General features: G+C 70.3%; 23 protein-coding genes and 1 tRNA gene. 17 read left to right on the top strand and 7 right to left on the bottom strand.

Annotated elements, in window-relative coordinates:
- Positions 1-43: 43 nt before the first annotated feature.
- Positions 44-1,213 (bottom strand): magnesium and cobalt transport protein CorA, encoded by a 1,170-nt coding sequence (locus tag NQ706_RS07120; protein ID WP_051806119.1) that lies wholly within the window; start codon positions 1,211-1,213, stop codon positions 44-46.
- An 85-nt stretch (positions 1,214-1,298) separates the two neighbouring features.
- Here NQ706_RS07120 and NQ706_RS07115 point away from each other — a divergent pair.
- Positions 1,299-1,374, top strand: a tRNA-Arg gene (locus tag NQ706_RS07115).
- Between the two features lie 145 nt (positions 1,375-1,519).
- On the top strand, positions 1,520-2,371 hold the full coding sequence (locus NQ706_RS07110) for a hypothetical protein (protein ID WP_051806117.1): 852 nt from the start codon (positions 1,520-1,522) through the stop codon (positions 2,369-2,371).
- 391 nt (positions 2,372-2,762) lie between these two features.
- Here NQ706_RS07110 and NQ706_RS07105 read toward each other — a convergent pair whose 3' ends face one another.
- Positions 2,763-3,404, bottom strand: coding sequence for a DsbA family protein (locus NQ706_RS07105; RefSeq protein ID WP_038569243.1), 642 nt, complete (start codon positions 3,402-3,404; stop codon positions 2,763-2,765).
- Between the two features lie 269 nt (positions 3,405-3,673).
- Here NQ706_RS07105 and NQ706_RS07100 point away from each other — a divergent pair, with 269 nt between their 5' ends.
- The 9 genes from NQ706_RS07100 (at position 3,674) to NQ706_RS07060 (ending at position 15,555) form a co-directional block, all read left to right on the top strand.
- On the top strand, positions 3,674-4,696 hold the full coding sequence (locus tag NQ706_RS07100; protein ID WP_038571506.1) for a glutathione S-transferase family protein: 1,023 nt from the start codon (positions 3,674-3,676) through the stop codon (positions 4,694-4,696).
- Positions 4,697-4,762: 66 nt separating this feature from the next.
- Complete coding sequence (locus tag NQ706_RS07095; RefSeq protein ID WP_235181941.1) at positions 4,763-5,584, top strand: histidine phosphatase family protein; 822 nt, start codon at positions 4,763-4,765, stop codon at positions 5,582-5,584.
- Positions 5,581-6,507: an ADP/ATP-dependent (S)-NAD(P)H-hydrate dehydratase gene (locus NQ706_RS07090; protein WP_081873725.1), complete on the top strand. Its 927-nt coding sequence runs from the start codon at positions 5,581-5,583 to the stop codon at positions 6,505-6,507. Before NQ706_RS07095 ends, NQ706_RS07090 begins: the two co-directional genes overlap by 4 nt.
- Positions 6,500-7,135, top strand: coding sequence for a hypothetical protein (locus NQ706_RS07085; RefSeq protein WP_038569240.1), 636 nt, complete (start codon positions 6,500-6,502; stop codon positions 7,133-7,135). Before NQ706_RS07090 ends, NQ706_RS07085 begins: the two co-directional genes overlap by 8 nt.
- Before the next feature lie 235 nt (positions 7,136-7,370).
- Positions 7,371-8,933 carry a cytosine permease gene (locus tag NQ706_RS07080; protein ID WP_038569237.1) on the top strand — a complete coding sequence of 521 codons (1,563 nt, stop codon included), beginning with the start codon at positions 7,371-7,373 and terminating at the stop codon, positions 8,931-8,933.
- The gene (locus NQ706_RS07075) at positions 8,930-9,472 is read left to right on the top strand and encodes an isochorismatase family protein (RefSeq protein WP_038569234.1); all 543 of its coding nucleotides are present in this window, start codon (positions 8,930-8,932) and stop codon (positions 9,470-9,472) included. The genes NQ706_RS07080 and NQ706_RS07075 overlap by 4 nt, the downstream gene beginning before the upstream one ends.
- A 34-nt stretch (positions 9,473-9,506) precedes the next feature.
- Entirely contained in the window at positions 9,507-11,300 is a 1,794-nt protein-coding gene (locus NQ706_RS07070; RefSeq protein ID WP_150112785.1) for a VWA domain-containing protein, read from the top strand.
- A 51-nt stretch (positions 11,301-11,351) separates the two neighbouring features.
- Positions 11,352-15,317 carry an AAA domain-containing protein gene (locus NQ706_RS07065; protein ID WP_150112784.1) on the top strand — a complete coding sequence of 1,322 codons (3,966 nt, stop codon included), beginning with the start codon at positions 11,352-11,354 and terminating at the stop codon, positions 15,315-15,317.
- Positions 15,304-15,555 (top strand): hypothetical protein, encoded by a 252-nt coding sequence (locus NQ706_RS07060; RefSeq protein ID WP_147286955.1) that lies wholly within the window; start codon positions 15,304-15,306, stop codon positions 15,553-15,555. The genes NQ706_RS07065 and NQ706_RS07060 overlap by 14 nt, the downstream gene beginning before the upstream one ends.
- Before the next feature lie 111 nt (positions 15,556-15,666).
- On the opposite strand, the gene NQ706_RS07055 is transcribed toward NQ706_RS07060, so the two are convergent.
- The 5 genes from NQ706_RS07055 to NQ706_RS07035 all read right to left on the bottom strand — a co-directional run bounded on the left by NQ706_RS07055 (position 15,667) and on the right by NQ706_RS07035 (position 19,303).
- Complete coding sequence (locus tag NQ706_RS07055) at positions 15,667-16,026, bottom strand: MscL family protein (protein ID WP_038569229.1); 360 nt, start codon at positions 16,024-16,026, stop codon at positions 15,667-15,669.
- Between the two features lie 122 nt (positions 16,027-16,148).
- Positions 16,149-16,634, bottom strand: coding sequence for a hypothetical protein (locus NQ706_RS07050; RefSeq protein WP_038569227.1), 486 nt, complete (start codon positions 16,632-16,634; stop codon positions 16,149-16,151).
- Positions 16,635-16,728: 94 nt separating this feature from the next.
- Positions 16,729-16,971, bottom strand: coding sequence for an FmdB family zinc ribbon protein (locus NQ706_RS07045; protein WP_038571495.1), 243 nt, complete (start codon positions 16,969-16,971; stop codon positions 16,729-16,731).
- Positions 16,972-17,058: 87 nt separating this feature from the next.
- Positions 17,059-18,594, bottom strand: coding sequence for a potassium/proton antiporter (locus NQ706_RS07040; RefSeq protein ID WP_038569220.1), 1,536 nt, complete (start codon positions 18,592-18,594; stop codon positions 17,059-17,061).
- A gap of 70 nt (positions 18,595-18,664) precedes the next feature.
- Positions 18,665-19,303 (bottom strand): 5-formyltetrahydrofolate cyclo-ligase, encoded by a 639-nt coding sequence (locus tag NQ706_RS07035; protein ID WP_051806113.1) that lies wholly within the window; start codon positions 19,301-19,303, stop codon positions 18,665-18,667.
- 18 nt (positions 19,304-19,321) lie between these two features.
- Between NQ706_RS07035 and galU the strand changes: the two genes are divergently transcribed.
- The 6 genes from galU to NQ706_RS07005 all read left to right on the top strand — a co-directional run bounded on the left by galU (position 19,322) and on the right by NQ706_RS07005 (position 24,681).
- Entirely contained in the window at positions 19,322-20,278 is a 957-nt protein-coding gene (gene galU / locus NQ706_RS07030) for a UTP--glucose-1-phosphate uridylyltransferase GalU (RefSeq protein ID WP_038569218.1), read from the top strand.
- A gap of 88 nt (positions 20,279-20,366) precedes the next feature.
- Positions 20,367-21,656, top strand: coding sequence for a gephyrin-like molybdotransferase Glp (gene glp / locus NQ706_RS07025; protein ID WP_051806111.1), 1,290 nt, complete (start codon positions 20,367-20,369; stop codon positions 21,654-21,656).
- Position 21,657: 1 nt separating this feature from the next.
- Positions 21,658-22,125 carry a cyclic pyranopterin monophosphate synthase MoaC gene (gene moaC, locus NQ706_RS07020; RefSeq protein ID WP_006943919.1) on the top strand — a complete coding sequence of 156 codons (468 nt, stop codon included), beginning with the start codon at positions 21,658-21,660 and terminating at the stop codon, positions 22,123-22,125.
- Positions 22,118-22,606, top strand: a complete 489-nt coding sequence (locus tag NQ706_RS07015) for a molybdenum cofactor biosynthesis protein B (protein ID WP_038569216.1) — start codon at positions 22,118-22,120, stop codon at positions 22,604-22,606. The genes moaC and NQ706_RS07015 overlap by 8 nt, the downstream gene beginning before the upstream one ends.
- Entirely contained in the window at positions 22,606-23,211 is a 606-nt protein-coding gene (locus NQ706_RS07010; RefSeq protein WP_038569215.1) for a GNAT family N-acetyltransferase, read from the top strand. Before NQ706_RS07015 ends, NQ706_RS07010 begins: the two co-directional genes overlap by 1 nt.
- Positions 23,212-23,673: 462 nt before the next feature.
- Positions 23,674-24,681: a hypothetical protein gene (locus NQ706_RS07005; RefSeq protein WP_038569214.1), complete on the top strand. Its 1,008-nt coding sequence runs from the start codon at positions 23,674-23,676 to the stop codon at positions 24,679-24,681.
- Positions 24,682-24,858 lie beyond the last annotated feature (177 nt).

Below are 24,858 nucleotides of genomic sequence, written 5' to 3'. Positions count from 1 at the left end.
GTCGCGGGCGAGTGGCGTTCGAGCGGGCCGTGCCGCGTCGCCGTCAGAGCCAGTTCTTGCGTTTGAACACGAGCCACATGCAGAACGACACGGCGACCATGAGAAACAGCGCGAACGGGTAGCCGTACGCCCAGTGCAGTTCGGGCATGCGGTCGAAGTTCATGCCGTAGGCGCCGGCGACGACGGTCGGGGCGAAGAGGATGGCGGCCCATGAGGACGCGCGTTTGACCTCGTCGGCTTGGTTGTTGGCGACCTCGGCGAGGCGCTTCATCTCTTCGTTCTGCGTCTGCGCGACGAGGATGGCGTTGAGCTGCAGGATCTCCGACAGTGACTGGCGGAAGTTGTCGTTTCGTTCGACGATCGAGGTGACGTGGTCGCGCACGTCGCGCAGGGCGGTGATGATCTCGTCGTCGGTTCCGTACTTGGCGGCGCCGGCTTCGAGGCCACGCAGCATCGTCTGCAGCGGCTTGACGGCGCGCTGGAGTTCCATGACCTCCTGGGAGAGTTCGTAGATGCGGCGCGACACGGTCGGGTCGGATTCGAAGACCTGCGTCTCGATCTCGTCGATGTCGTTCTCGAGGCCGGCGGCGACGGGCGCGTACCCGTCGACGATGAAGTCGAGCAGGCCGTAGAGGACGGCCTGCGGCCCACGCGCGAGCAGGTCGGGGTCGTTCTCGAAGCGGCTCCGCACGGGCGTGAGGACTGGCTGCGCCGTGTGGCGCACCGTGAGGACGAAGTCGGGGCCGATGAAGGCGTGGATCTCACCGAACCTCACCGTCTCAGTCGCGTCGTCGTACGTCGCGGGGCGCAGCACGACGAAGAGGGTCTCGTTGTAACGCTCGAGCTTGGGGCGCTGGTGCGCGACGATCGCGTCCTCGATAGCGAGGGGGTGCAGGTCGAAGATCTGCGCGACCTGCTGGAGCTGCCGCGGCGTCGGTTGCGTCATGCCGATCCACGCCATGCGCGGGCCGTGGTCGTGGTGTGACGGGTGGTGCAGTTCGCGCCACGCCTCGGCGATCGACCCGGCGTCGCTGACCTTCTGCTCGCCCGCGTAGATCGCCGAGTTGACGATCGTCGCCTCGGGTGGCGGCTGGTCGTCCTCGTCGCGAAGCGGCTCGAACGACGTCTCCTCGGGCGGCGTCGACGCGGGAGGCGGGGTCGCGCGGATGACCCCGAGCGGGGTGGGCACGTAACGGCTTCGCCAGGTGGGCATGGGGTGATCTTAGGACGGGCGCCAGGGAGAGGCCTGCCAGCGCGCCCGCATTATCGGCTAGGCTGACGGGCGCGCTTCGGCGCACGCTCTCGTAGCTCAGGGGATAGAGCACCGCTCTCCTAAAGCGGGTGTCGCAGGTTCGAATCCTGCCGGGAGCACCACGCCTCGCCTCGACGGTGAATGCGAGCGAAATGGCTGGAAGTGAGCGGCAGATCGCTCGTAGCCAGCCATTTCGCTCGCATTCGGCAGAATGCTCGGGCCCGCGAATTCGCCGCGGCGCCCCTCTGCGTCACCTATCCTCCGAACATGATCACCACATCGGCCGCGCTCGTATCGCTCATCAAGGCCCACGGCGACGTCGCCACGGATGCGAAGGTCGAGGCCCAGGAGGAATACTTCTATCCCGGCACCTGGCGGAAGTCCTGGCCACAAGGGCTCGACATGCCGGCCATACTCGCCGATGCGGTGCCTGGTGATGGTAAGAAACACCCCGTCACCCGCAGCGACATCTTCAAACGAGCCGAGAACGTGGACACCGAGGCTGACGCCCTCGATCTGTACGTGCTCATGTGCGGCTGGGGAGCCGGCTGGCAGGGCATCACCGGCTATCGGTGCCGTCGTCCTCTGCACTCTCCCGACGTGGCCGCCAAGCTTTTGGCCGCGCATCGGGCCATTCGCGCGGGCGAAGACCCGAAGGCCGTTTACGCCAGCCTGCAGCCGGGCGGTACGAACCACATCAAGTACTTCGGCCCGGCCTTCTTCACGAAGTGGCTCTACTTCTCCGGCTACGGGCGCGAGGGCGTCGGCGGCAAGCGACCCCTGATCCTGGATGCCCGTGTTGCCCGCAGCCTCGGCTGGGACTCCTGGGGTTGGACGAGCACGCAGTATGACCAGTACCTCGAACTTGCCGCTGCCGCAGCCAAAGAACTCGGTGTAGGGCCACAGGTCGTCGAATATGTCCTGTATTCGATGAACGGAACCCAGACGGGGACCAAGACCGACCCCGACGCGCAGAGCCTGATCATCGAGGACGTTCCCGACGCTCTGTACCGCGCGCTGATCGCCACCGCCAGCGCCCAGCAGGAGCCCATTCAAGACGTAGCGCTCACCTTGCTGGCCCGAGCGCTCGACGTCACGCTTGAGGGCAGCGGTGTCTGAGAGCGCATAAGTCCTTTCACAGTGGGCCGTGGACGCCGGAGTGGCGGCCGCGACGCGAAGACCGGCCCTGACCTGCAATGCAGGCGGGCCGGCCGTGGTGTGTCCAGGTCATCTCTGACGCGCGGCCGAGATGGGCGGACGTCTCCAGGGCGCGCCCATCTAGTCGGGACCCGCACAGAGGAGAATGACCGCACTTTCCGGTGACTGCAGAATGGCCAAGCGTCCCGCAATCGGCCAGACAGCACCTCGCCCGGGCGGTGAGGCGTGCACGCGAGGAAACACACACCTTGCGCCCAAATGCACCCGGGTGCATTTGGGCGCAAAGGGTGCTGTCGCCTCCCCGCTTGCGCGACGTGACGCGCAAGTGGGGCGGGCCGCAGGGCTCAGGCCGTCAGAGACCCTTCGTGCTCGCCGTGTTGGGCATGCCCTCCGGGCGGGTGCGCTTGAGTTCGTAGAACGCCGGGACGCTGACGAGGCCGACGAGCGAATCCCACAGGCGCAGCGCGTCTTCCTTGCTCGGCAGCTCCTGCAGCACGGGGCCGTAGAAGCCGCGGCGCTGACCGTCATCGGAGACGAAGACGATCGTCGGCACGCCCGTGTCATAACCGACCGCCTCGACAGCGGAGTCGATCGACGCCTTCAGACCCTCGTCGAGCGACGTGTCGTCAGCAGCCTTCGCCAGCCCCGCCGGCAGCCCGGCGGCGGCGAGAACGTCGGCGATCATCGCGTCGTCGTACTTCTCGTGGTCGAGGTGGAAACGACGCCCGAAGGCCGAGTACAGGTCGATGACACTCGCACCGTGCTGCTCCGCGGCCTTCGTGATGACGCGCAACACGCGATGCGACGAACGGTGCATCTCGCCGTGCTCGTTGACGGCATCATCGTCTCCGGCGAGCTCGTTGTTCTTCATCGCCAAGCTGAACGGACGCCACGTGACGTCGACGTCACGCTCCGCGCTCACCTCGAGAAGGAACCGGCTCGTGATCCAGCAGAACGGGCAACACGGGTCATAGAAGAATTCGATGCGCTCCATGACACGACGGTAGCAAGGCCTGTCATCGTCAGCCGAGCGTCACGAAGCGTCGCGTTCACGCGAGCAGAGGTATGAGGATGGCTCCGCCTGCGCGTCGAGGCTGGGTGCGACCTCGACGCGCGCGTGAACGCCACGACGCGCCCCGGCGTGCCTGGTGTGACGCCCGCACCTGCGTGCCCCGGCGCATACTGGACGAGGCGTCGCGCCATTCGGCGCCATGACCGCCCGGGTTGACGGCGGTTCGAGATTTGACGACCTGGGAGATCGACATGGCTGGCGAGGGCAAGGCGTACACCCGCGACACGCAGTACATCGAGGACCGCATCCTCGACGATCCCGACGCGCGGTGGCCCGTGGAGCCGGGGCGCTACCGTCTCGTCGCCGCCCGCGCGTGCCCGTGGGCGAACCGCGCCATCATCGTCCGGCGCCTGCTCGGGCTCGAGGACGTCATCTCGATGGGGTTGTGCGGCCCGACGCACGACGAGAACTCGTGGACGTTCGACCTCGACCCCGGCGGGCTCGACCCCGTCCTGCGCATCCCGCGCCTCAAGGACGCCTATGAGGCGCGCTTACCCGGCTATCCGAGGGGCATCACGGTGCCGGCGATCGTCGACGAGCGCAGCGGCGAGGTCGTGACCAACGACTTCGCACAGATCACCGAGGACTTCGCGACGCAGTGGACGCGCCACCACCGCGCCGGCGCCCCCGACCTGTGGCCGCAGGAACTGCGCGAGGAGATGGACGCCGTCAACAAGCGCGTCTACACCGAGGTGAACAACGGCGTCTATCGTTGCGGCTTCGCGGGGGATCAGCAGGCCTACGACGCCGCCTACGAGCGGCTGTTCACCGCCCTCGACTGGCTCGAGGAGCGTCTCGCCACGCGCCGCTACCTCGTCGGCGACGCGATCACCGAATCCGACGTGCGCCTGTTCACGACGCTCGCGCGATTCGACGCCGTCTACCACGGTCACTTCAAGTGCAATCGCCGCAAGCTCACCGAGATGCCGAACCTGTGGGGTTACGCGCGCGACCTGTTCACGACGCCCGGATTCGGCGACACGATCGACTTCACCCAGATCAAGCAGCACTACTACCTCGTGCACCGCGACCTCAACCCCAAGGGCATCATCCCCGACGGTCCCGACCTGAGCGTCTGGGCCGAACCGCACGATCGAGCGCGTCTCGGCGGCACCCCGTTCGGTGACGGCACCGCGCCCGGCGCGATCCCGGAGGCCGAACGCGTGCCGACGAGCGCCAACCCCCTCGTCGGGACCGACGGTCTCGTGCACTGACGATCGTGCCGACGGGTGGCGCGGGGGAGTGGCGCGTTGTCGGTGGCGGGGCATAGCGTCAACGGTGTGGATCAGGTAACTCTCGTTCTCGTGCGTCATGGCCAGTCGGAGGGCAACGTCGCAGCGGAGGCGGCGCTGCGCGATGACCTCGAGCGCATCGACGTGCCCGTGCGCGACCCCGACATCGAACTGAGCGAACTCGGCCGCCGACAAGCCGCCGCCGTCGGCACGTGGCTCGCGAAACAGCCCGCCGACGATCAGCCGGACATCACGTGGACGAGCCCGTATCGACGCGCGCGTCAGACGGGCCAGATCGCGCTCGACGAGGCGTCGCTCGAACTGCCCGTCCTCGTCGACGAGCGTCTGCGCGACCGCGACATGGGTGTCACCGACATGCTCACCGGGCGCGGCATCCGCGACGCCTACCCCGAGGAGGCGAAGCGCCGCGAATGGATCGGCAAGTTCTACTACCGCCCCTCCGGCGGCGAATCCTGGGCCGACGTCGCCGGCCGCGTCCGCGCCGTCATGGCCGATCTGCGCCTGCGCGCCGCGGGCAAGACGGTGCTCGTCACGGCGCACGACGTCGTCAACCTCATGTTCTGCTACGTCGCCGAGGGCATGGACGAGGGCGCCGTCATGGAGCGCGCCCGCACGAACGGAATGCGCAATGCCGCGATCTGCCGCCTCGTCAGCGACGACGAATCGCCGACCGGCTGGCGCCTGCTCGACTACAACCTCGACGAACACCTGCGCGACTCTGGCATCGCCGTCACCGATCAACCGGGCGCGGCCGACGACATCGACGCACATGGTTCGGCGCAGCGCGACGAGAAGCGCGAGTCCGACGACAGCGCGTCGAACGCCGGCGAGAATGAGACGTCCGCATGAGCATCGAGCGCCCCGAGATCCCCGATGTCGCACGCGGCGGTGACGCCACGTCGCCGACGACGGTGACGCCCAATCTGCTGCGCAGCTGGCCGCTGCCCGAGCCGACCGGCACGAAGTACAGCCGCGGCCAGTGCCTCGTCATCGGTGGCGATCGCTCGACGCCTGGCGCGGCGATGCTGGCCGGGCAGGCGGCACTGCGCGTCGGATCCGGGCGTCTGACGCTCGCCGTCGCAGCGTCCATCGCGCCGCACGTCGCCGTCGCCGTGCCCGAGAGCGGCACGATCGACCTGCCCGATGACGACGCCGGCGCCGTCACCGGTGACGGCGCGGGGGCGGTGCTCGAGCACGACCTCGGCCGTTCCGACGCCGTCCTGCTCGGACCGGGCATCAGCTCGCCCGAGGGCGCCGAACGGCTGCTCGCCGAGACGATCGACGCGCTCGGCGACGACGTGCCCCTCGTCCTCGACGCCTTCGGCGCGACGGTGCTCACGCAGATGAGCAAGACGCGCCTCGACGCGCTGCGCGGACGTCTCGTCCTCACGCCCAACCAGGGTGAGCTCGCCTACCTCGTCGAGGCCGACGAGTTGGGCGACGACGACGTGCTCGACGCGACCGCGGACGCCGCCGCGCGCTACGACGCGGCCGTCGGCTGCGCGAACTGGGTGGTCTCCGATGGTGCCGTGTGGCAGATGACGACCGGCGACACGGGGCTCGGCACCTCGGGCAGTGGCGACGTCATGGCCGGCGCCGTCGCGGGCTTGCTCAGCCGCGGCGCTGGGCTCGCGCAGGGCCTCGTGTGGGGCAAGCACGTTCATGCTGCGGCCGGGGATGTGCTCGCGGCCGAACACGGGCGCGTCGGCTTCCTCGCCGGTGAGATCCCGCCCCGCCTGCCGATGGCACTCGCCACCCTGCGCGGTGACTGACGCCCGGGCCCTGGCCGCGAAACTCGTTGCCGCGCACGGTGAGACGTTCGCCGAACGCGCCGGTGTGAGACTCGTCGACGAATCCGCGGCGCTGTGGCAGCTGCTCGTCGTCGCACAGTTGCTGTCGGCTCGCATCCGCGCCGAGGCGGCCCTTGCGAGCGCGCGCGAGCTGTTCGCGATCGGTTGCACGACACCGTCGGGCACCCGTGCGACGTCGTGGCAGCAACGCGTCGACGCCCTCGGCCGCGGCGGCTATCGGCGCTACGACTTCTCGACGTCGACGCGTCTCGGCAAGAACGCCGGGACGATCCGCGAGCGATGGGACGACGACCTGCGGCGTCTGCGCGACGAAGCGGGCGCCGACCCGAAACGGATCGTGAAGCTGCTGCAGGAGTTCGACGGCATCGGCCCGACGGGCGCGGGCATCGTCGTGCGCGAGGTGCAATCGACGTGGCACCTACGAGAACCCTTCGCCGACACGCTGACGGTCAAGGGCGCCCGGCTGGCGGGGTTACCCATTGACGCCGCAGCCCTGGCCGACCTCGTCGCACCTGACGAGCGCGCCGCTCTCGCCGCGGCACTCGTCGTCGTCGCTCGACAGCCGGGTGTGCTCGACGAGCTCGGCTGAGGGCGCGGGCTCGGCCGACTCGTCGCTTTCGATCGCCTCAGCGAGGTCGGCGCAAGCGCCCGCCACAACCACGATCGTCCTCGCCCGTCAGCAGTCGCAGCGTCGGCGGCCTTGCGACCAGACCATCCCGTCGACCCGCCGCGCGAGCGCCAGGCCGAGCACCCGTCATGTCATGGTGACCAAAAGGGCTGGTCGAAACGCCCCACGTGCGTCGTCCGCCTGCCACGATGAGCGCATGAGTACACCAGCTGACGCCGCAGCGTCGCGGCAGGCCACCACCGCGGCCGCATCCCGTCGCCTCTCCGTCGAGACCACGGGCATCGAGATCATCGACGAATCGGAGCGTACGGCGCGCCCGCGCGACCTGTTCTGGCCATGGTTCGCGGCCAACGTCAGCGTCTTCGGCATGGCGACCGCCTCGTTCGTCCTCGGCTTCGGTATCTCTTTCGCGCAGGCGCTCGCGGTGTGCGTCGTCGGCGTCGTCCTGTCGTTCCTGCTGTGCGGGCTCATCGCCGTCGCCGGCAAGCGGGGCAGCGCGCCGACGATGGTGCTGTCGCGCGCCGCGTTCGGGGTCCGCGGCCAGAAGGTGCCGGGCGTCATCTCGTGGCTGACGTCGATCGGGTGGGAGACGTTCCTGTCGATCATGGCGGTGCTCGCGACGTCCACGATCTTCGACCGGCTCGGCTGGGGCGGTGGCACGGCCACGAAGATCATCGCCGCCGTCGTCGTCGCCGCGATGATCGTGCTCGCCTCCGTCGCCGGCTACCACATCATCATGAAGCTGCAGTCGATCCTCACCTGGCTGACGGGGCTCGCCACCCTCGCCTACGTCGCCCTCACCCTCGACGAGGTGCACTGGAGCGCGGTGACGGCCGTCCCCGCCGGTTCATGGCAGGCGGTGACGGGCGCGCTCGTCATGGTGATGACGGGGTTCGGGCTCGGCTGGATCAACATCGCCGCCGACTGGTCGCGCTACCAGCGCCGTGACGCCTCGGGCGGCGCGATCGTCTTCTGGAACACGTTCGGCGGCGCCGTCGCGCCCGCTCTGCTGCTGACGTACGGTCTGCTGCTCGCCGCATCGAATCCGAAGCTCGAGGAAGGCATCGCCGCCGACCCCGTCGGCACGCTCGCGACGATCCTGCCGACGTGGTTCCTCGTCCCGTTCCTCGTCGCGGCCGTACTCGCGCTCGTGTCGGGCGCGGTGCTCGGCATCTACTCCTCGGGCCTGACGCTGCTCAGCCTCGGCGTGCGCATCCCACGGCCGGCGGCGGCGCTCGTCGACGGTGCGATCCTGACGCTCGGCACGATCTGGGTCGTGTTCTTCGCGCAGGACTTCCTCGGCCCGTTCCAGTCGTTCCTCATCACCCTCGGCGTGCCGCTCGCGTCGTGGGCGGGCATCATGATCGCCGACATCGCGCTGCGGCGCCGCGACTACGACGAGGCCGCGCTGTTCGACGCCCGCGGGCGCTACGGCGCGTTCGACTGGACGTCACTGGCCGTCCTCGCCGTCGCCTCCGTCATCGGGTGGGGGCTCGTCGTCAACAGCTTCGCCGCGGACGCGTCGTGGAACAACTGGCAGGGCTACCTGCTCGACCCGCTCGGCCTCGGCCACGAGACGACGGACGGTTGGAGCGGCGACTGGGCCTACTCCAACATCGGCGTGCTCCTCGCGCTCGTGCTGTCATTCGTCGCGACGCTGCTGCTGCGACGTGGGCGGGTGCGTCGTCAGGAACTCGACGATGACGCCGAACGCGGCGTTGTGGGCTCGGACGACCGGCGCGGGAAGGTGACGTCATGATCGCCGACGGGCTTCCCGACGACGCGTGGTTCGTCATCATCGACCCGCAGGTGGTGTTCGCCTCGTCCTCGAGCGAGTGGGGTTCGCCGATGTTCTCCGCCGCGCTCACGCCGATGCATGCATTGGCTGAGCGGTACACCGGCCGCACGATCGTCACGCGCTTCGTGCCGCAGCTGCCGCCGCAAGGATCGTGGGCGGATTACTACGCCGTGTGGCCGTTCGCGGCCCGCCCGGGCGACGACGAGATGTATGCCCTCGTGCCCGAGGTCGCCGACATAGCGGCGGGCGCCCACCATGTCGACGAACCGACGTTCGGCAAGTGGGGCGAGCAGGTGCGCGCACTCACAGGCGACACCCCGACGCTCGTGCTCGCGGGTGTCTCCACCGACTGCTGCGTCGTCGCGACAGCACTCGCTGCCGCTGACGCCGGGGCGCGCGTCCACGTCGTCGCCTCGGCCTGCGCCGGCTCGGACGTCACGAACCACGAGCGCGCCCTCGACCTCATGCGACTGTTCGCGCCGCAGATCACGGTGCACTGAAGCGTGTGCTGACGACGCGTCTCGACCTGACGTCGTGTCGTCAACAGGGTGCGTACTGCTCGACGGATGGGAGCAGCAGCCCCGCGCGGCGGCCTTCGAGCTCGAAGGCAACGACGCGCGCCCAGCAGGCGTCGAACTGCTGAAGAAGGCAGCCTGGGCCACCACCTCCCCGGTACATTGGGGCGTCATGGCCGAACATCACACGCCCACGCCCAGCGTCCCCACCCGTCGACGGGTGATGGCGCTCGCCGGGCTGGCCGGCGTCGTCGCCGTCACGGGAGCGGGGGCGACGAAGGTGGTCGCCGCGCACGGCGAGGGGCGTACGAACTGCTCGGCGCAGTCGGTCGTGCAGGTCGCGGCTCCCGCGGCGATCGCCGACGCCGTTCGTCACGCGGCGGATCAGGTCGAGGCGCGCGGTCACGTATGCGCGTCGTACAGCGTCAGCTCGCAGAACCCGGGCGACACGTACCAGTCGATTATCACGAGTTCGCCGAGCGAACCGCAGGTGTGGATCAGCGACTCGCCCGCGTGGACGCAGCTCATCGAGAAGAAGCTCGGCAGCGGCTGGGTGACGACGGGCGACACGATCGCGACGAGCCCCGTCGTCATGGGCGTGCCCGCGAGCCTGCGCAGCGCGGCGAAGAAGCCGAACAGCTGGTTGAGCGTGCTCGACAACAAGCTGCCCGTCAGTTTCATCGACACCGATGTCGCGACGGAGAGCCTGCTCGCCGTCGTCGCCGCAGATCAGCAGGCCAACACCAACGACGCGCGCTCCGACCTCATGCGCGCGGTGCTGCGCCTGTCGCGGTCGCTGACGACGGCCGCGACGATGGACGGCAACGCGCTGCAGGGCGCCGACCGCGCGCGCATCTACCCGGTGAGCGAGCAGCAGATGCTCGCGTTCAACAAGGCCCACCCCGACAAGCCGCTGACGCCGATGGTGCCGACGGGCGGCGCGAAACAACTCGAGTATCAGTGGGTGACGCCGGTGCGCGGCACCCAGGCCGACAGCGCTGCCCTCGATGCGCTGAAGCAGCAGTTGCTCAGCCCCGCGGAGAAGACCTACCGCAGCGAGCAGGGCTTCCGCAACGGCGGCAGTGACGCTCCGGCGGGCGGCAGCGTCCTACCGGCCTCGCTGCCGATGATGGCGCCTGCGTCGCAGGCGACGACCGTCAGCGCCGACACGGCCTGGACGAACCTCAAGAAGGACGCGCGGATGCTCGTCCTCATCGACGTCTCCGGGTCGATGCAGACGAAGATCGACGGCGGCCAGAGCCGCATCGAGTTGATGGAGAGCACCGCCACCGCGGCGCTCGACGTGCTGCCGAAGACCACGCGCCTCGGGGCCTGGGCGTTCAGCTCCGACCTGCAGAAGAACCACGTCGACTACCTGCCGCTGACGAACGGTGAGCAGCCGATCCTCGACGACACCTACCGAAACGGCCTCATCGCGAAGGCGCACACGCTGCCGGGCCTCGCAGCGAAGAACGGCGACACGGCGCTGTACGACACGATCGCGGCGGCGTACAAGAGCGTCACCGACACCTACGACCCGAACTACGTCAACTCCGTCGTCGTCCTCACCGACGGCACGAACGACGACCCCAACGGCGGCCTCTCGCTCGATCAGCTCCTCGCGCGCCTCAAGTCGCAGTACTCGGCCGACAAGCCCGTCAAGATCGTGACGATCTCGCTCGGCACGGGTACCGACCCCGACGCGCTCAAGCGCATCGCGAAGGCCACCGACGGCCTCAGCTACCAGACGAAGACACCCGAGCAGATCTCCGGAGTGTTCGTCGACGCGTTCCTGCGCCGCTCCGACTACTGAGCGCCGGGGAGCCTGGCGACGAACGCCAGGTTTCACCGATAACCTGCCGTGGTGACGAACGAACACGTGAACGCTGCGCACGAGACGATGAACGCGGCGGACGAGGACCGTCGTCAGGCCGTGCGTGACGCCGCCGCGGTGTGGCAGCGTCACCTCGTCGACCTCGGCGGGCGCAACTCGCTGCTGTGGCAGCGCACCGACGACTCCGTCGAGCTCGACCTCACGACGGCGCACCCGGCGGGCGTCGCGAAGCTGCTGTCGGGACGTAGCGTGCTGCTGTCGCAGATCGTGCGTTCGGAGCACGCGTACGCCGAAGCGTACGAGAAGGCGCTCGCGATCCGTGACCTGTCACGCGAACTGCTCGAGGAGCGCGGCATCCTCAGCTGTTTCCTCGCCCTCGGCCGCGCGACGTGGCAGATGAGCGGTGACGCGGTGCCGGCCGCGCCGATCCTGTTGCGCCAGTGCGACATCCACTTCGGTGGCCGCGGCGGTGACGATCTCGTCCTCGAGGTCTCGCGCACCGTCGAACTCAACTCGGCGCTGTCCACCTACTTCGCCTCACGCGGCATCAACATCGACCACGAGTACGTGACGGCGTCGTCGGCCGGCCCGCACGGGTTCGACCCGGCCCCGACGTACGCGATGATGCGCCGCGCGGGCGCGTCGATCCCGGGGTTCCGCATCGACGAGCGCCTCGTCGTCTCGACGTTCAGCTACGCGAAGCTTTCGATGGTGCGCGACGTCGCAGAGCAGGCGCCGCGCCTGCACACGCATCCCGTCGTCGCCGCGATGGCCGGTGACGAGGCGTCGATCTTCGACGTCGGCGCCGAGGCGCCCGCCGCTGGGCTCGACGCCGATCCGCGCGAGGAGTTCCTCGTCCTCGACGCCGACTCGGCGCAGCAGGCGGCGATCGACGCCGTCATGGGTGGCCAGCACCTCGTCCTCATGGGCCCACCCGGCACCGGCAAGAGCCAGACGATCGCAAATCTCGTCGCCACGCTGACCGCGCACGGCAAGAGCGCGCTGTTCGTCGCGGAGAAGCGCGCCGCGATCGACGCCGTCATCGGACGGTTGTCGGCGCTTGGCCTCGGCGACCTCATGCTCGACGCGCACGCCGGTTCCGGCACGCCCGCCGACCTCGTCGACACCCTCGCGCGACGCCTCGTCACCGCGCCCGCAGCGGGTGCCCCGCACGTCGGTGACGCCCTGCGCTCACCGCACGGCGACGGTCCGAGCGCGGACGGGCCGGACCCGCGCGTCATCGACGAACTCGAATCCGAGCGCGTCACCCTGATCGAGCACGTGCGCGCCCTGCACCGCGTGCGCGACCCGTTCGGCGTCAGCGCGCACGACGCGCAGAGCCGCATCGCCGAACTCAACGCCCTGCCGCACCCGCCACGCTCACGCGTGCGTCTCGAGGGCGAGCCGCTCAACCGTCTCGACACCGAGGCGCGCGACGAGACCGGACGCACGCTGCTCGGACTCGCGCAGGATCGCGCATGGAAGGGCGAGGGCGAACCCGACGCCTGGTTCGGCGCGCGCGTGCGCGGTAGCGAGCACAGCGAACGCGCTCGAGACCTCGTGCTGCGACTGGCCGGCGATGACGGCTCGGTTGACGACGGCTCGGTTGGCGGAGGCTCGGGCGACGACGGCTCGGCCGATGAGGCCGGCGGCGAACTGGCCCGCCACCGTGCGTCGCTCGCGGCCCTCGCGGACGCGGCCGGGTTGCCCGTGCCGACGACGATGACGCAGGCCTCGGACGTGCTCGAGCTGATGAGCCACGTGACGAAGACCCTCGACGTGTTCACCTCCGACGTGTTCGCGCTCGACCTCGACGCGGGCGTCGTCGCGAGCGCGCCGCGTACCGAGCGCAAGGGCGCCGAGCACCAGGTGGGCGCGATGGAGCGTCGCCGGCTGCTCAAGGAGGCCCGCGCGACGCTGCGTCCCGGGCGTCCGCCCGAGGATCTGCACGCCATGCTGCAGCGCGCCGCCGACGAGCAGGCGCGCTGGCGTGAGTTCGGCGGGCAGGGGCGCCCCTGCGTGCCGCCGATGACGGAGCAGGTGCGCGCCGCGCACACGCGCCTGACCGACGAACTCGACTGGCTCGGGCAGCGTCTCGAGGGCACGCGCGGTGCGACGAACCTCGTGACGCTCGACCTCGACGAGCTCGCCGCACGCCTCGAGACCCTCGCCGCCGACGCCGACCGTATCGAGGTCGCGGCGCGCTCCGGCTCGCAGATCGACCGACTGCGCGCTCTCGGCCTCGGACCGGTCGTCGACGACTTCGCGGCGCGGGGCGTGAACGAGGACGCCGTGCCCGCCGAGTGGGAGTTCATCTGGTGGACGAGCGTGCTCGAGCGCGTGCGCCGTCAGGATCCGGCGTACGAGGAGCACCGCGGCAACGACCTGCGCGCCGCCGCGCAGCGCTACGCAGCAGCCGATCGCCGTCATCTCGACGAGACACCGCACCGCGTGCGTCAGCGCGCCTACCGGCGCATCGACGCCGTCGCGCAGCACCTGCCCGAGCAGGTCGAGGCGATGGAGGCGGCTCTCGTCTTCGGTCACCACGCGGGCAGCGCCGACGCGCTGCGTCAGGCCTTCGCCGGTGCGCCGGATCTCATGACGGCGCTCGCGCCGTGCTGGGCGATGAGCCCGCTCGTCGTCGCGCAGACGCTGCCGCCGGGGCGCTGGTTCGACGTCGTCATCTTCGACGAGGCGAGCCAGATCCCGCCCGCCGAGGCGATCTCGGCGATCTCGCGTGGCGTGCAGGTCGTCGTCGCCGGTGACACACAGCAGCTCGCGCCGACGAGCTTCTTCCAGCGCACCTCGGCGGGGGAGGACACCGCGCACACGGGCGAATCCGTGCTCGACGTGCTCGCCGGCCTGCTGCCCGTGCGCCACCTGCGCTGGCACTACCGCTCTCTCGACGAGCGTCTCATCGCCTTCTCCAACGAAGCGGTCTACGAGGGTGAACTCATCACCTTCCCGCGCGCCGACGTCGAGAACGTGCTGCGCCTTCACCGCGTCGAGGTGCGCGAACCGTACCCCGACGAGGCGGCGCCGGATCAGGGCAAGGCCGAGGTCGAGGCCGTCCTCGACCTCGTGCGCCAGCACGCCGCGCAGCGCCCGCACGAGTCGCTGGGCGTCATCACCCTCGGCCTCACGCATGCTCGCCGCCTCGAACGCGCCGTCACCGCGCAGGCACGTGTCGACAGCGAGCTCGCCGCGTTCCTCGCCGCCCACCCGGAGGCGCCGTTCTTCGTCAAGAACCTCGAACGCGTCCAGGGCGACGAGCGGGACGCCGTCATCCTCTCCCTCGGCATCGCGCCGTACCCCACGGGCGCTCTCGTGCGCCGGTTCGGGGCGCTCAACCACGTCGGCGGTGAGCGTCGCCTCAACGTCGCCATCTCCCGCGCGCGCCGACGCATGGACGTCGTCTCCGCATTCACCGGCGACGAGGTCGACCCGGCCGCGCTGCGCTCGCGTGGCGCGGTGCTCCTGCGCGACTTCCTGCTCTACGTCGCCGAGTGCGATGAACGCCTCGACACCGGCGCGGGCGAGCCGGAGCTCGACGGTGACGAACTCGTCACCGTCGTCGCCGGGCGACGGCGCCGCACGTCGTCGTCGGGGTCGGTGGCGCTGCGCCGCGTCGGCGCGGACGCCGTCATCGTGCCCGTGCCATACGTCGTCGAGGACCTCGCGCGGCGCCTGCGCGCCGAGGGCCTCGTCGTGCACACCGGGTACGGGCACTCGCGGATGCGCGTCGACCTGGCCGTCGAGCATCCCAAGGAGCCCGGCCGCATGCTGCTCGCCGTCGAGAGCGACGGTGATGCCTACGCCGCGATGGGCAGTGTCCGCGAACGCGATCGGCTGCGCCCCGAGGCGCTGGAGCGGCTCGGCTGGCATCATGATCGCGTGTGGACCGTCGACCTGTTCCGCGATCCGGCCCGCGATAGCTCCCGCATCGTCGCGCTCGTGGGTCGCCTCCTCGCGGAGGAGAACGATGAGCGATTCTGAGCCTCGTCGTCGCCGTCCGCGCCGGGCGTCGGCGCCTGCGACGCGGACGGTGGACGGACAGACGAGGGTTGCCACGAGCCGCGACGGTGAGGTCGCCGCTGACGGCGCCGCGGCGCCCGCGTCGGCCACGCCTGACGCCGACTGGTCGCGCTGGTGGAGCCGTGACGACGACGCGCCGGGGCCGCGCAGCGCTCAGGATCAGTGGTACCTCGATCAGCGTCCGCCGCACTGGGGTTGAGCCTGGGCTCCGGGGGAGTGGCGGAGCGGACATGACGAAGGGCGTGAACACCATGGTGTTCACGCCCTTCGTGCGCTCAGAGACCGAGAGGCCTCATGCGCTCGGTGAGCCTCAGAGGCGGCGGCCGGCGCGCAGCTCGTCGCGGATCTCGGCCAGCAGCGACAGCTCGGTGTCCTCGGCGTCAGCCGGCTTGGCGAAGCGGGCCTTGGCAGCCTCGTAGGGCTTGACCATCGCGAAGTACACGACGAACGCGAGGACGAGGAAGCTGACGAGAACCGTGAGGAACGCGCCGACGTGGACGCCGCCCGGCTTGTAGGACGAGAAGTCCGGCGTGCCGCCGAGCTTGCCCAGCAGGTCCATGACGATCGTGATGAAGGCCTCGACGACCTTCGCGAACGCGCCGGCCATGATGAAGGCGACGGCAAGCTCGATGAGGTTGCCGCGCATGATGAAGTCCTTGAAGCCCTTCATGGCTTCTCCTAACTGCTCGGAATGCTGTGTGAAAGGTGCAGTGATGACAGTACCCAGATGGGTGGAAAGTCGGGAAATCAAAACGGCCCGGCGTGTCGTCGTGCGTGATATAAGGCCATCGCTCACAGGCAGCCGGTGACGAGGAGGCCGCTTCCCGAATCCGCGGCGTCTCCCAGATGTTTGGCCACGCGAACGGTCTCGGCATCGGTCATCGCGATCGAGACCGTGCTCGTCGATGTGTTCGACATCACATCGCGAGCGGGAACTCGAGTCGAGCCCGGGTAGGTCGGAGCGCAGCTGACGAGCCGCGTCCCGGAGGCGTCCCACACGTCGACGCGGGCGGCATCCTGTGGGTTCGGCCCCACCGGCGTGATGCGCACGATGTGGCGTCCCCGCAGGGCGGCCGGTGCGGGGCCGTCGGCTGAGGCGCCCGACGTGGCCGCGGACGCCGCCGGATCGGGGGCGCCGCCCGACGGTGTCGCGAGCGCCGCGCCGACGAGCAGGCAGGTGATGGCCCCTGCCTTGCGCAGCCGGCGGCGACGCGTCGCGGCCGCGCGCGTCGGGGCGTTGAGGCGGTGGACGACGTCGAGGGTGCGCAGTGAGGGCATGGCTCGACGCTAGGGCGAACCGCGCCGATGGTGGGCGCCGTCATGCCGCAGGCTGTGGATCAGGGTGCCCGGCCGTCACACCTGGGGATGGCCGTCAGGCGTCGGAGCTGCTCGAACCGCTCGAGCTCGAACCGGAACTCGAGCTGGAGCTCGTGCCGGAGGAACGGCTGTCGGTGCGGTAGAAACCCGCCCCCTTGAACGTCACGCCGACGCTGTTGAACACCTTGCGCAGCGGGCCGCCGCACTCGGGGCACGTCGTGAGAGCGGGGTCGTCGAACGACTGGCGCGCCTCGAAACCGTGGCCGCATTCCTTGCACGCGTAGGCGTAGGTGGGCATCGTCATTCCTTCTCTCGTGCCGGCGGGCGGCGCTGGTTCGACTGCGACATGGTAAGGCAGCGTCAGGGTCAGGCAGGCGCACGTCGCTCATGTGCGGGGCGCGGTGGGCATGCGCCAACCTGCGAGGCGTCCGCCCTCGCTCACCTCGCGGAAGCGGGCGAGGGTACGAGCGCGCACCGCCTCCTTCGTCACGACGAGCAGTTGATCGCCGGCGCGCAGCACGCTGCGCTCACCGGGCACGTAGCTGCGCTCGCCGTTGACGACGAGGGTGACGTTCGCGCCGACCGGTAGGCGCAGCTCGTACAGCATGACGCCCACGAGCTGCGAGTGCTCGCCGACCTTGACGTGCAGCATGTCGGCGCGCAGGTCCGTCAGCGGCGTGTTCTCGACCTCGAGCTCGACGGCGTGCGCGTCGTTGCCGATGCCGAGCACGCGGGCGACGAGCGGCAGCGTCGGGGCCTGCAGGAACGTGAAGACGACGACGAGGACGAAGACGAGGTCGAAGATCCAGCGCATCTGCTCGGCGCCCGCGGTGAGCGGCACCGTCGCGAGGACGACTGGCACCGCGCCGCGAAGACCTGCCCATGACAGGAACACCTGCTCGCGCCAGGAGAAGCCGAACGGCGTCATCGACGCGATGATCGAGGCGGGGCGGGCGAGCAGGAGCAGGACGAAGCCGACGACCATGGCGGGCACGAACTGGTCCATGAGGCGGCTGGGGGAGGCGAGCAGGCCGAGCAGGACGAACAGGCCGATCTGCGCGAGCCACCCCATCGCCTGCCCGAAGCCGCGCACGGCCTGACGGTGGGGGATCGGCATGTTGCCGAGGACGAGCGCCGCGAGGTAGGTCGCCATGAAGCCGCTCGTGTGGACGACGGACGCCGCGGCATAGGCGAGGACACCCCCGGCGACGACGCCGATGGCGAACAGACCTGACGAGCCGGGCGCGATGCGCTGCGAGAGGGCGCCGAGCACCCAGCCGACAGCGAGGCCGACGAGCGCGCCACCGGCGAGTTCGAACACCGCCATCCCGGCGAGGGAGAGGACGCCGTGGTGCTCGCCGCCGGGCACCACCTCGTCCGCGAGGGCGACGACGAGCAGCACGACGGGCGCGTCGTTGAAGCCCGACTCGGCCTCGAGCACGCCAGCGAGGCGATGCGGCAGCGGCACCTTGCGCAGCACCGAGAACACGGCCGCGGCGTCCGTCGAGGAGACGATGGCGCCGAGCAGCAGCGACGTCTTCCAGTCGAAGTCGAGCAGGAGGTGCGTCGCCGAACCGACGACCGCGACGGAGACGAGCACGCCGAGTGTCGACAGCAGCAGGGCCGGGGCGACGGACGCGCGGATGCTGCTCCACTGCGTCGTCAGACCGCCCTCGATGAGGATGAGGATGAGCGCGCAATAGCCGAGCACCTGCGTGAGGTTCGTGTTCTCGAAGCCGATGCCGAGCCCACCCTCACCGAGAGCGACGCCGATCGCGAGGTAGATGAGCAGCGTCGGCAGCCCCGAGCGGTTGGCGAGGCGGACGGCGGCGACGGCGACGAGCAGGACGAGCGAGCCGACGAGCAGCGTCAGCGGCAGGTCGGCGGTGTCGAACCCGGTGGCGGCGGCGGCTTCGATCATCGGGCCCCCTCCTCAGGTCGGCGTCAGCGGGTGCGTCGGCGTCGGCTCGGCCTCGTCGCGGGCCGGTGCCTCAGTATCCCAGGGCGTCGCCGAAGCGGACGAGGCCGTCCACGGTGAGGGCCGCGTCGACGCGTTCGTCATGCGCCTCGACCGGGATGCTGGGCGCATCGGGGCCGGTCAGCAGCTCGTCGGGAAAGACGACGGCGACGACGGGTGTGCCCGGCCGTCGGCGCGGCAGGGCGCGGTCGTAGCAGCCGCCGCCCTGGCCGAGGCGTTCGCCGTTCGGGCCGATCGCGAGCGCGGGCGCGATGACGAGGTCGGCGGCCGCGATGCCACCCGTGCCCAGGTCGTCGCCCGTGGCGGCGTCACGCCAGGACAGGTCCAGATCGGCGAGCGTGATCGGCACGAGCAGGCGCCCGCGCGCCCTGCCGGCGGCGTTGATCGGTTCGAGGTTCGACTCGCTCGCCAGCGGCTCGAACGAGGTGACGCAGGTGGCGCGTGCCAGCAGCGGTTCGAGGTGATGCAGCAGCGCGAGTCCGTCGGTGTGACGTTGCTCGGGGCTCGTCGCATCACGACGCTCTCGACGCGCGGCGCGAAGTCGTGTGCGCAACTCGCGCTTGGCGACGCGCTCGCGCTCGTCGGGCGTCGGCTCGACGTCGCGCGGAGGTGTCGCGCCGGTCGGTGCATCCGGGGCCCCGTTGTCGGTCATGAGGGCTAGCCTAGGCTCATGACTGAAACGCCGTCCTCCGCTCCTCGCCGTCGCGCGCGCAAGGCCGTCATCCCGGCCGCCGGGCTCGGCACGCGCTTCCTGCCTGCCACGAAGGCCATCCCCAAGGAGATGCTGCCGGTCGTCGACAAGCCGGCCATCCAGTACGTCGTCGAAGAGGCGGTGCGCGCAGGGGTTCCCGACATCCTCACGATCACCGGTCGTTCCAAGGCTGCTCTCGAGGATCACTTCGACCGCCACTGGGAGCTCGAGCGGGCCCTCGAGAAGAAGGGCGACGAGAAGCGCCTCAAGCGTGTGCAGAAGTCGGCCGACCTCGGTGAGGTCCACTTCATCCGCCAGGGCGAGCCGCGCGGCCTCGGCCACGCCGTGCTCGTCGGGCGCAACCACGTCGGCGACGAGCCGTTCGCCGTGCTGCTCGGCGACGACCTCATCGACGAGGACGACCACCTGCTCGAGCAGATGATCGACGTGCAGGCCAAGCACGGCGGGTCCGTCATCGCGCTCATGGAGGTGCCGGACGACCAAATCCACCTCTACGGCTGCGCGGCCGTCGAACCGATCGAGGGCGAGGGCGAAGACGTCGTGCGCGTCACCGGTCTCGTCGAGAAGCCGGCCGCGGGGGAGGCGCCGAGCAACCTTGCGATCATCGGCCGCTACGTGCTCGACCCGTCGATCTTCGCGGTGCTCGAGAAGACGGAGCCGGGACGCGGCGGCGAGATCCAGCTGACGGACGCGCTCGCCGAGCGTGCGAGCGCGACGGGTGAGGGAGCCGGCGTCATCGGTGTCGTCTTCCGCGGCAGCCGTTACGACACGGGCGACCGTCTCGACTACCTCAAGGCCGTCGTGCGTCTCGGCACGCGTCACAACGAGTTCGGTTCCGACTTCCGCTCCTGGCTGCAGGGCTGGGTCGAGACCGACGAGGGCAAGGGGCGCACTCGCACCGAGCGCGGCGCCTGACGCCATCCAGCATGGGGATGACGCCCCGTTCGCAACCGAATCCGGTTGCGAACGGGGCGTTGTCGGTGGTGGGTTGCACAATGGGGGCATGTCGCACGCCCCCGAACTCATCACCGATGCCGAGCACCTCGCGCGCATCCTCGCGGCCGTTCCACGGCTGCCTGCGCGGCGGGTGGCGCTGGCCGACGGCGGCTGGGTCGGTGACGTCCTCGGGCGGGCGCTCGCCGCTGACGTGTGCAGCGGCGTCGACCTGCCGGGGTTCACGAATTCCGCGATGGACGGGTACGCCCTGCGAGCCGAGGACGCTGCGGACGGCGAGCTACCCGTCGTCGGCGACATCCCGGCCGGTGACACACGTGAGCTGACATGCGCGCCGGGTGAGGCCTGGCGCATCATGACGGGCGCGCCGGTGCCGTCGGGGACGACGACGGTGGTGCCGGTCGAGCAGAGCGACGGTGGGCTGGAGCGCGTGCGGTTCACGGGCGAGGTGGAGGACGGGCGCCACATCCGCCGACGCGGCGAGGACGTGCGCATCGGCGACGTGCTGCTGCGCGCCGGGACGATCATCGCACCGCAACACGTCGCCGTCATCGCCTCGGCGGGGGTGGACCACATCGAGGTGGCACCGCGCCCGCGCGTCGTCGTGCTGTCGACGGGGGACGAGCTGCGTCCGGCCGGAGAAGCGCTGCAGCATGGGCAGATCCACGATTCGAACGGGCCGATGCTCGCTGCGCTCGTCGCTGCGGTGGGAGCCGAACTCGTCGAGGTCGCGCACGTGCGTGACGATGCCGGCGAGGTGGCGCGGGTGCTGGAGCGTGCCGTCGCGACGGCTGACGCCGTCATCACGACGGGTGGGGTGAGCGCGGGGGCCTATGACGTCGTCAAGGCCGCGCTGATCGAGGCGGGAGAGGTGACGTTCGACAAGGTCGCGATGCAGCCCGGCAAGCCGCAGGGTTTCGGGCTGCTCGGCGAGCGGGGAGTGCCGGTGTTCACGCTGCCCGGCAACCCGATGAGCACGCTCGTGTCGTTCTGGGTGTTCGTCGCGCCCGCGCTCGCGCACATGAGCGGGCGCCCGGCGCCCGTGTGGCGACGCGGCGTCGTGCGTGGCCCGGGGTGGACGTGCCCGCGTGGACGCGCCCAGTACGCGCGCGTCCACGCGGTGCGCGGCGCTGACGGTGAGCTGGCGATCCGTGCCAATGCGCGCCAGGGATCGCATCACCTCGGTGAGTTGGGCGAGGCCAACGCGCTCGCGCGCGTGCCGCGAGAGGCCCGCCAGGTCGAGACGGGTGAGATGCTCGACGTGCTCGTGCTCGACGGGCCGATCGACGCGCCCCTGGCGGGCGCCTACGACGAGAACGTGGCGGACGAGAAGGAGTGACATGAGCGACCTCACCCACGTGCGTGGTGACGGCAGCGCGCACATGGTCGACGTCGCGGCGAAGGCCGTGACGCGACGTTCGGCGTCGGCGGCGGGGCGCGTGCTGCTGAGCGAGCGCGCCGTGGCGGCGCTGCGTGACGGTGACGTGCCCAAGGGCGACGCCCTCGCCGTCGCACGCATCGCGGGGTTGCAGGCGGCCAAGCGCACCCCTGACCTCATTCCGCTCGCCCACCCGATCGCGGTGCACGGTGTCGAGGTCGACCTCGACGTCACCGACGACGGCGTCGACATCCGCGCCACCGTCGTCACCGCCGATCGCACCGGCATCGAGATGGAAGCGCTGACCTGTGTGAGCGTCGCGGCGCTCGCGCTCATCGACATGGTCAAGGCCGTCGACAAGCATGCGCGCATCACCGACGTGCGCGTCACGGCGAAGTCGGGTGGGCGCAGCGGTGACTGGCATGAGTGAACGGCGCGCCGCCGTCGTCACGTGCTCGACGCGGGCCGCGCAGGGGATCTACACCGACGCGACCGGGCCCGTCATCGCGGCATGGCTACGTGAGCGGGGGTGGACGGTCGACGCGCGACTCGTCGCCGACGGGCCGGCGGTGGGCGACGCGATCGGTGACGCGCTCGCGCTCGGGTGCCGCGTCGTCGTCACGACCGGCGGGACGGGCGTCTCGCCGAGCGACGCGACGCCGGAGCAGACGCGGCCGTACCTCACGACGCAGCTCAGCGGCGTCGAGGAGGCGCTGCGTGCGAAGGGTGTGGCCGCAGGGGTGGCGACGGCTGTCCTTTCGCGTGGGCTCGCCGGCATCGCGGACGGCGCCGCGGGGCGCGCGTTCGTCGTCAACCTGCCTGGCTCGCGTGGGGGAGTGGCCGACGGTCTCGACGTGCTCGACGGCATCCTCGAGCACGTCATGGCGCAGCTCGACGGAGGCTCGCACTGATGGGTCCGGGCACGTGGCCCGTCACGCTGCGGCGGCGTTATCGCGGCGGTGAGCTGGGGTTGCGTCCGTTGCATCCCCGTCGGGATCTGCAGGAGTGGAGTGCGCTGCGCGCCGCGAACCGCCGGTGGACGGGCCCCTGGGATTCGACGAACCCCTTCCCCGAGCCGGCGCTGGGCTTCAAGGCGGCCGTCAAGGAGCAGAACGCGGAGGCACGCGCGGGTCGGTTGTTGCCGTGGGCGATGACGTGGAACGGTGCCCTGGCCGGGCAGGTGCACATCTTCACGATCGTGCGTGGGGCGCAGCAGGGCGGCACGATCGGCTACTGGATCGGTGAACGCTTCGCCGGGCACGGCCTGACGCCCATGGCCGTCGCGATGGCCGCCGACCACGCGTTCGGTGTGGAGCGCTTGCACCGCCTCGAGATCAACGTGCGCCCCGACAACGCCAACTCGCTGCGCGTCGTCGAAAAACTCGGCTGGCGTGACGAAGGCGTGCGCCGCGAGTTCCTCCACATCGACGGCGCGTGGCGCGACCACCGCTCGTTCGCACTGCTGCGCCACGAGGTCGACGGCACGCTCGTGCAGCGTGTGCAGAATCTCGAGTGATCGGGCTCCGTCGACACTGTTGACACTGTCGACTCGCCACAGCGCCTCGCGCGCATCGACCCCGTCTGACCCGCCTTGAGCCTGCCTGACTCCTCGGACCCCCGACCCCCTCTGGCCCCCGAACCCGTCTGCCCCCCCCTCGAACCGCTGAACAGCGCCGTCGAAACCCACCTCGACGTGGCCCGTACCCAACTGCGATTCACGTTCACATCGGCGAACGGCATCCACATCGGCGATTCATGTCCACAACTGCGATTCTCGTCCACGTTCGCCGACGCTCCGCCATCCGCGCGCCGGAGCCGACCGCGCCGTGCACACCGACGATCGGTGCCGACGTCGGTCTGTGCCCTCCGTCGTCCGCCGGCGGCGGGGCATTGTTACCCCACGCAGTGAAGATTTTTTGCGCGACACGCGCGGCGTGGCTCACTCGTTGTCATGCCGCCGCGCCCTAGCCTGGTGTGCGTGAGTGCCAGCAGCCTGATCTTCTTCGTCATCATTGCCGTGTGGGCTGCCTACATGCTCAAGCACTGGGTGCGCCGCCGCGAGGATCTCGCGACCGCGCGCACCGTCGATCGATTCTCGGAGGCGATGAGGATGCTCGAACGCCGTACCCCGATCCAGGCTGACGTCTCGGCGCGCGCCGACGAGCCGTCGCGCACGATCCTGCGTCCTCAGGTCAGCGTCAAGGGTGCTTCGCGCGTGACGCCCGGCGCCCCCGAGGGTGACGCGCACGCGTCGACCGCTGAGCGCGCCGAGGTGACGACGACGCGGGTGCCCGCTCGTCTTCAGGGCGCGGCGCAGGGCCTTGCCCGCGTGCCGGCGGCGCTCGAGTCGCCGAAGGTCAAGCTGTTTGCCCTGCTCGGATCGTTCGGTTTCTTCGTCGTGACGGCGCTGCTCGCCCTGCTGACGCTCGTGCCGGCGTGGCTGCCGTTGCTCGGCCTGCTGGCGACGGCCGGTGTCGTCGTGTGGCTGCGCCGCTCGGCGATCGCAGCGCGGACGGCCAAGGCTGCGTCGACCACGGTGCGCCCGGTGGGCGTCTCAGCTCCGGCGCGTGCCGCGTCGCCCGCGCGTTCGAGCGCCACTGTGGGCGTCACCCGCGTCGAGGTCGAGGGGGCTGAGACCGCGGTGCCGATGACGAAGCGTTCGCCGCTCGTCGCGCAGCTGCCGGAGCGCGACGTCGACGCCGAGCCGGCCGTCGACGTCGAGCCTGACGAGGACGCCGTGGCGCGTGCGCAGGCCGAGGTGTTCGACGCTGCGGCATGGGCGCCCGTCGACGTGCCGCGCCCGACGTACACGATGAAGGCGAAGGCCGAGCGTGAACCTGTCGAGCCGGCGGCGACCGTCGACGAGGTCGATACGCGCCCGCTCGCCGCGCGGTACGAGAACACGCCCGTCGAGGATCTGCCGTTCGACGGCATGGCGCTCGACGAGGACTACGAAGAGCTGCCGCAGGTCTACCGCGCCGGCTGAGGCCGCACGCGAGGCTTTGACGACGGACGGCGGGTGCCACGGGGCGCCCGCCGTCTTCGTGTGTCTGAGGGTGCGTTTCCGGTGTGACGGGTTGCACGTGTGCTTTCGGTGGCACGAAGGAGCGCTTCTGCTGGTGGGGTAGTGGAGGGAGCAGGGAGCCGTGCGTGGGTCGCCAGG

The organism is Dermacoccus sp. BD5, from assembly GCF_044878485.1.
Classification (GTDB): Bacteria; Actinomycetota; Actinomycetes; order Actinomycetales; family Dermatophilaceae; genus Dermacoccus; species Dermacoccus nishinomiyaensis.
Note: the sequence above shows the minus strand (reverse complement) of the source record. Positions and strands in the feature narration are given on the sequence as shown.

What these genes read in the sequence shown, in the direction of transcription:
- NQ706_RS07055 (WP_038569229.1), bottom strand. Translation starts at nt 16,026, where the DNA reads ATGAAGGGCTTCAAGGACTTCATCATGCGCGGCAACCTCATCGAGCTT.
- NQ706_RS07080 (WP_038569237.1), top strand. Translation starts at nt 7,371, where the DNA reads ATGAGTACACCAGCTGACGCCGCAGCGTCGCGGCAGGCCACCACCGCG.
- NQ706_RS07105 (WP_038569243.1), bottom strand. Translation starts at nt 3,404, where the DNA reads ATGGAGCGCATCGAATTCTTCTATGACCCGTGTTGCCCGTTCTGCTGG.
- NQ706_RS07075 (WP_038569234.1), top strand. Translation starts at nt 8,930, where the DNA reads ATGATCGCCGACGGGCTTCCCGACGACGCGTGGTTCGTCATCATCGAC.
- NQ706_RS07120 (WP_051806119.1), bottom strand. Translation starts at nt 1,213, where the DNA reads ATGCCCACCTGGCGAAGCCGTTACGTGCCCACCCCGCTCGGGGTCATC.
- NQ706_RS07110 (WP_051806117.1), top strand. Translation starts at nt 1,520, where the DNA reads ATGATCACCACATCGGCCGCGCTCGTATCGCTCATCAAGGCCCACGGC.
- NQ706_RS07100 (WP_038571506.1), top strand. Translation starts at nt 3,674, where the DNA reads ATGGCTGGCGAGGGCAAGGCGTACACCCGCGACACGCAGTACATCGAG.
- NQ706_RS07040 (WP_038569220.1), bottom strand. Translation starts at nt 18,594, where the DNA reads ATGATCGAAGCCGCCGCCGCCACCGGGTTCGACACCGCCGACCTGCCG.
- NQ706_RS07060 (WP_147286955.1), top strand. Translation starts at nt 15,304, where the DNA reads ATGAGCGATTCTGAGCCTCGTCGTCGCCGTCCGCGCCGGGCGTCGGCG.
- NQ706_RS07045 (WP_038571495.1), bottom strand. Translation starts at nt 16,971, where the DNA reads ATGCCCACCTACGCCTACGCGTGCAAGGAATGCGGCCACGGTTTCGAG.
- NQ706_RS07015 (WP_038569216.1), top strand. Translation starts at nt 22,118, where the DNA reads ATGAGTGAACGGCGCGCCGCCGTCGTCACGTGCTCGACGCGGGCCGCG.
- NQ706_RS07050 (WP_038569227.1), bottom strand. Translation starts at nt 16,634, where the DNA reads ATGCCCTCACTGCGCACCCTCGACGTCGTCCACCGCCTCAACGCCCCG.
- NQ706_RS07035 (WP_051806113.1), bottom strand. Translation starts at nt 19,303, where the DNA reads ATGACCGACAACGGGGCCCCGGATGCACCGACCGGCGCGACACCTCCG.
- NQ706_RS07010 (WP_038569215.1), top strand. Translation starts at nt 22,606, where the DNA reads ATGGGTCCGGGCACGTGGCCCGTCACGCTGCGGCGGCGTTATCGCGGC.
- galU (WP_038569218.1), top strand. Translation starts at nt 19,322, where the DNA reads ATGACTGAAACGCCGTCCTCCGCTCCTCGCCGTCGCGCGCGCAAGGCC.
- moaC (WP_006943919.1), top strand. Translation starts at nt 21,658, where the DNA reads ATGAGCGACCTCACCCACGTGCGTGGTGACGGCAGCGCGCACATGGTC.
- NQ706_RS07090 (WP_081873725.1), top strand. Translation starts at nt 5,581, where the DNA reads ATGAGCATCGAGCGCCCCGAGATCCCCGATGTCGCACGCGGCGGTGAC.
- glp (WP_051806111.1), top strand. Translation starts at nt 20,367, where the DNA reads ATGTCGCACGCCCCCGAACTCATCACCGATGCCGAGCACCTCGCGCGC.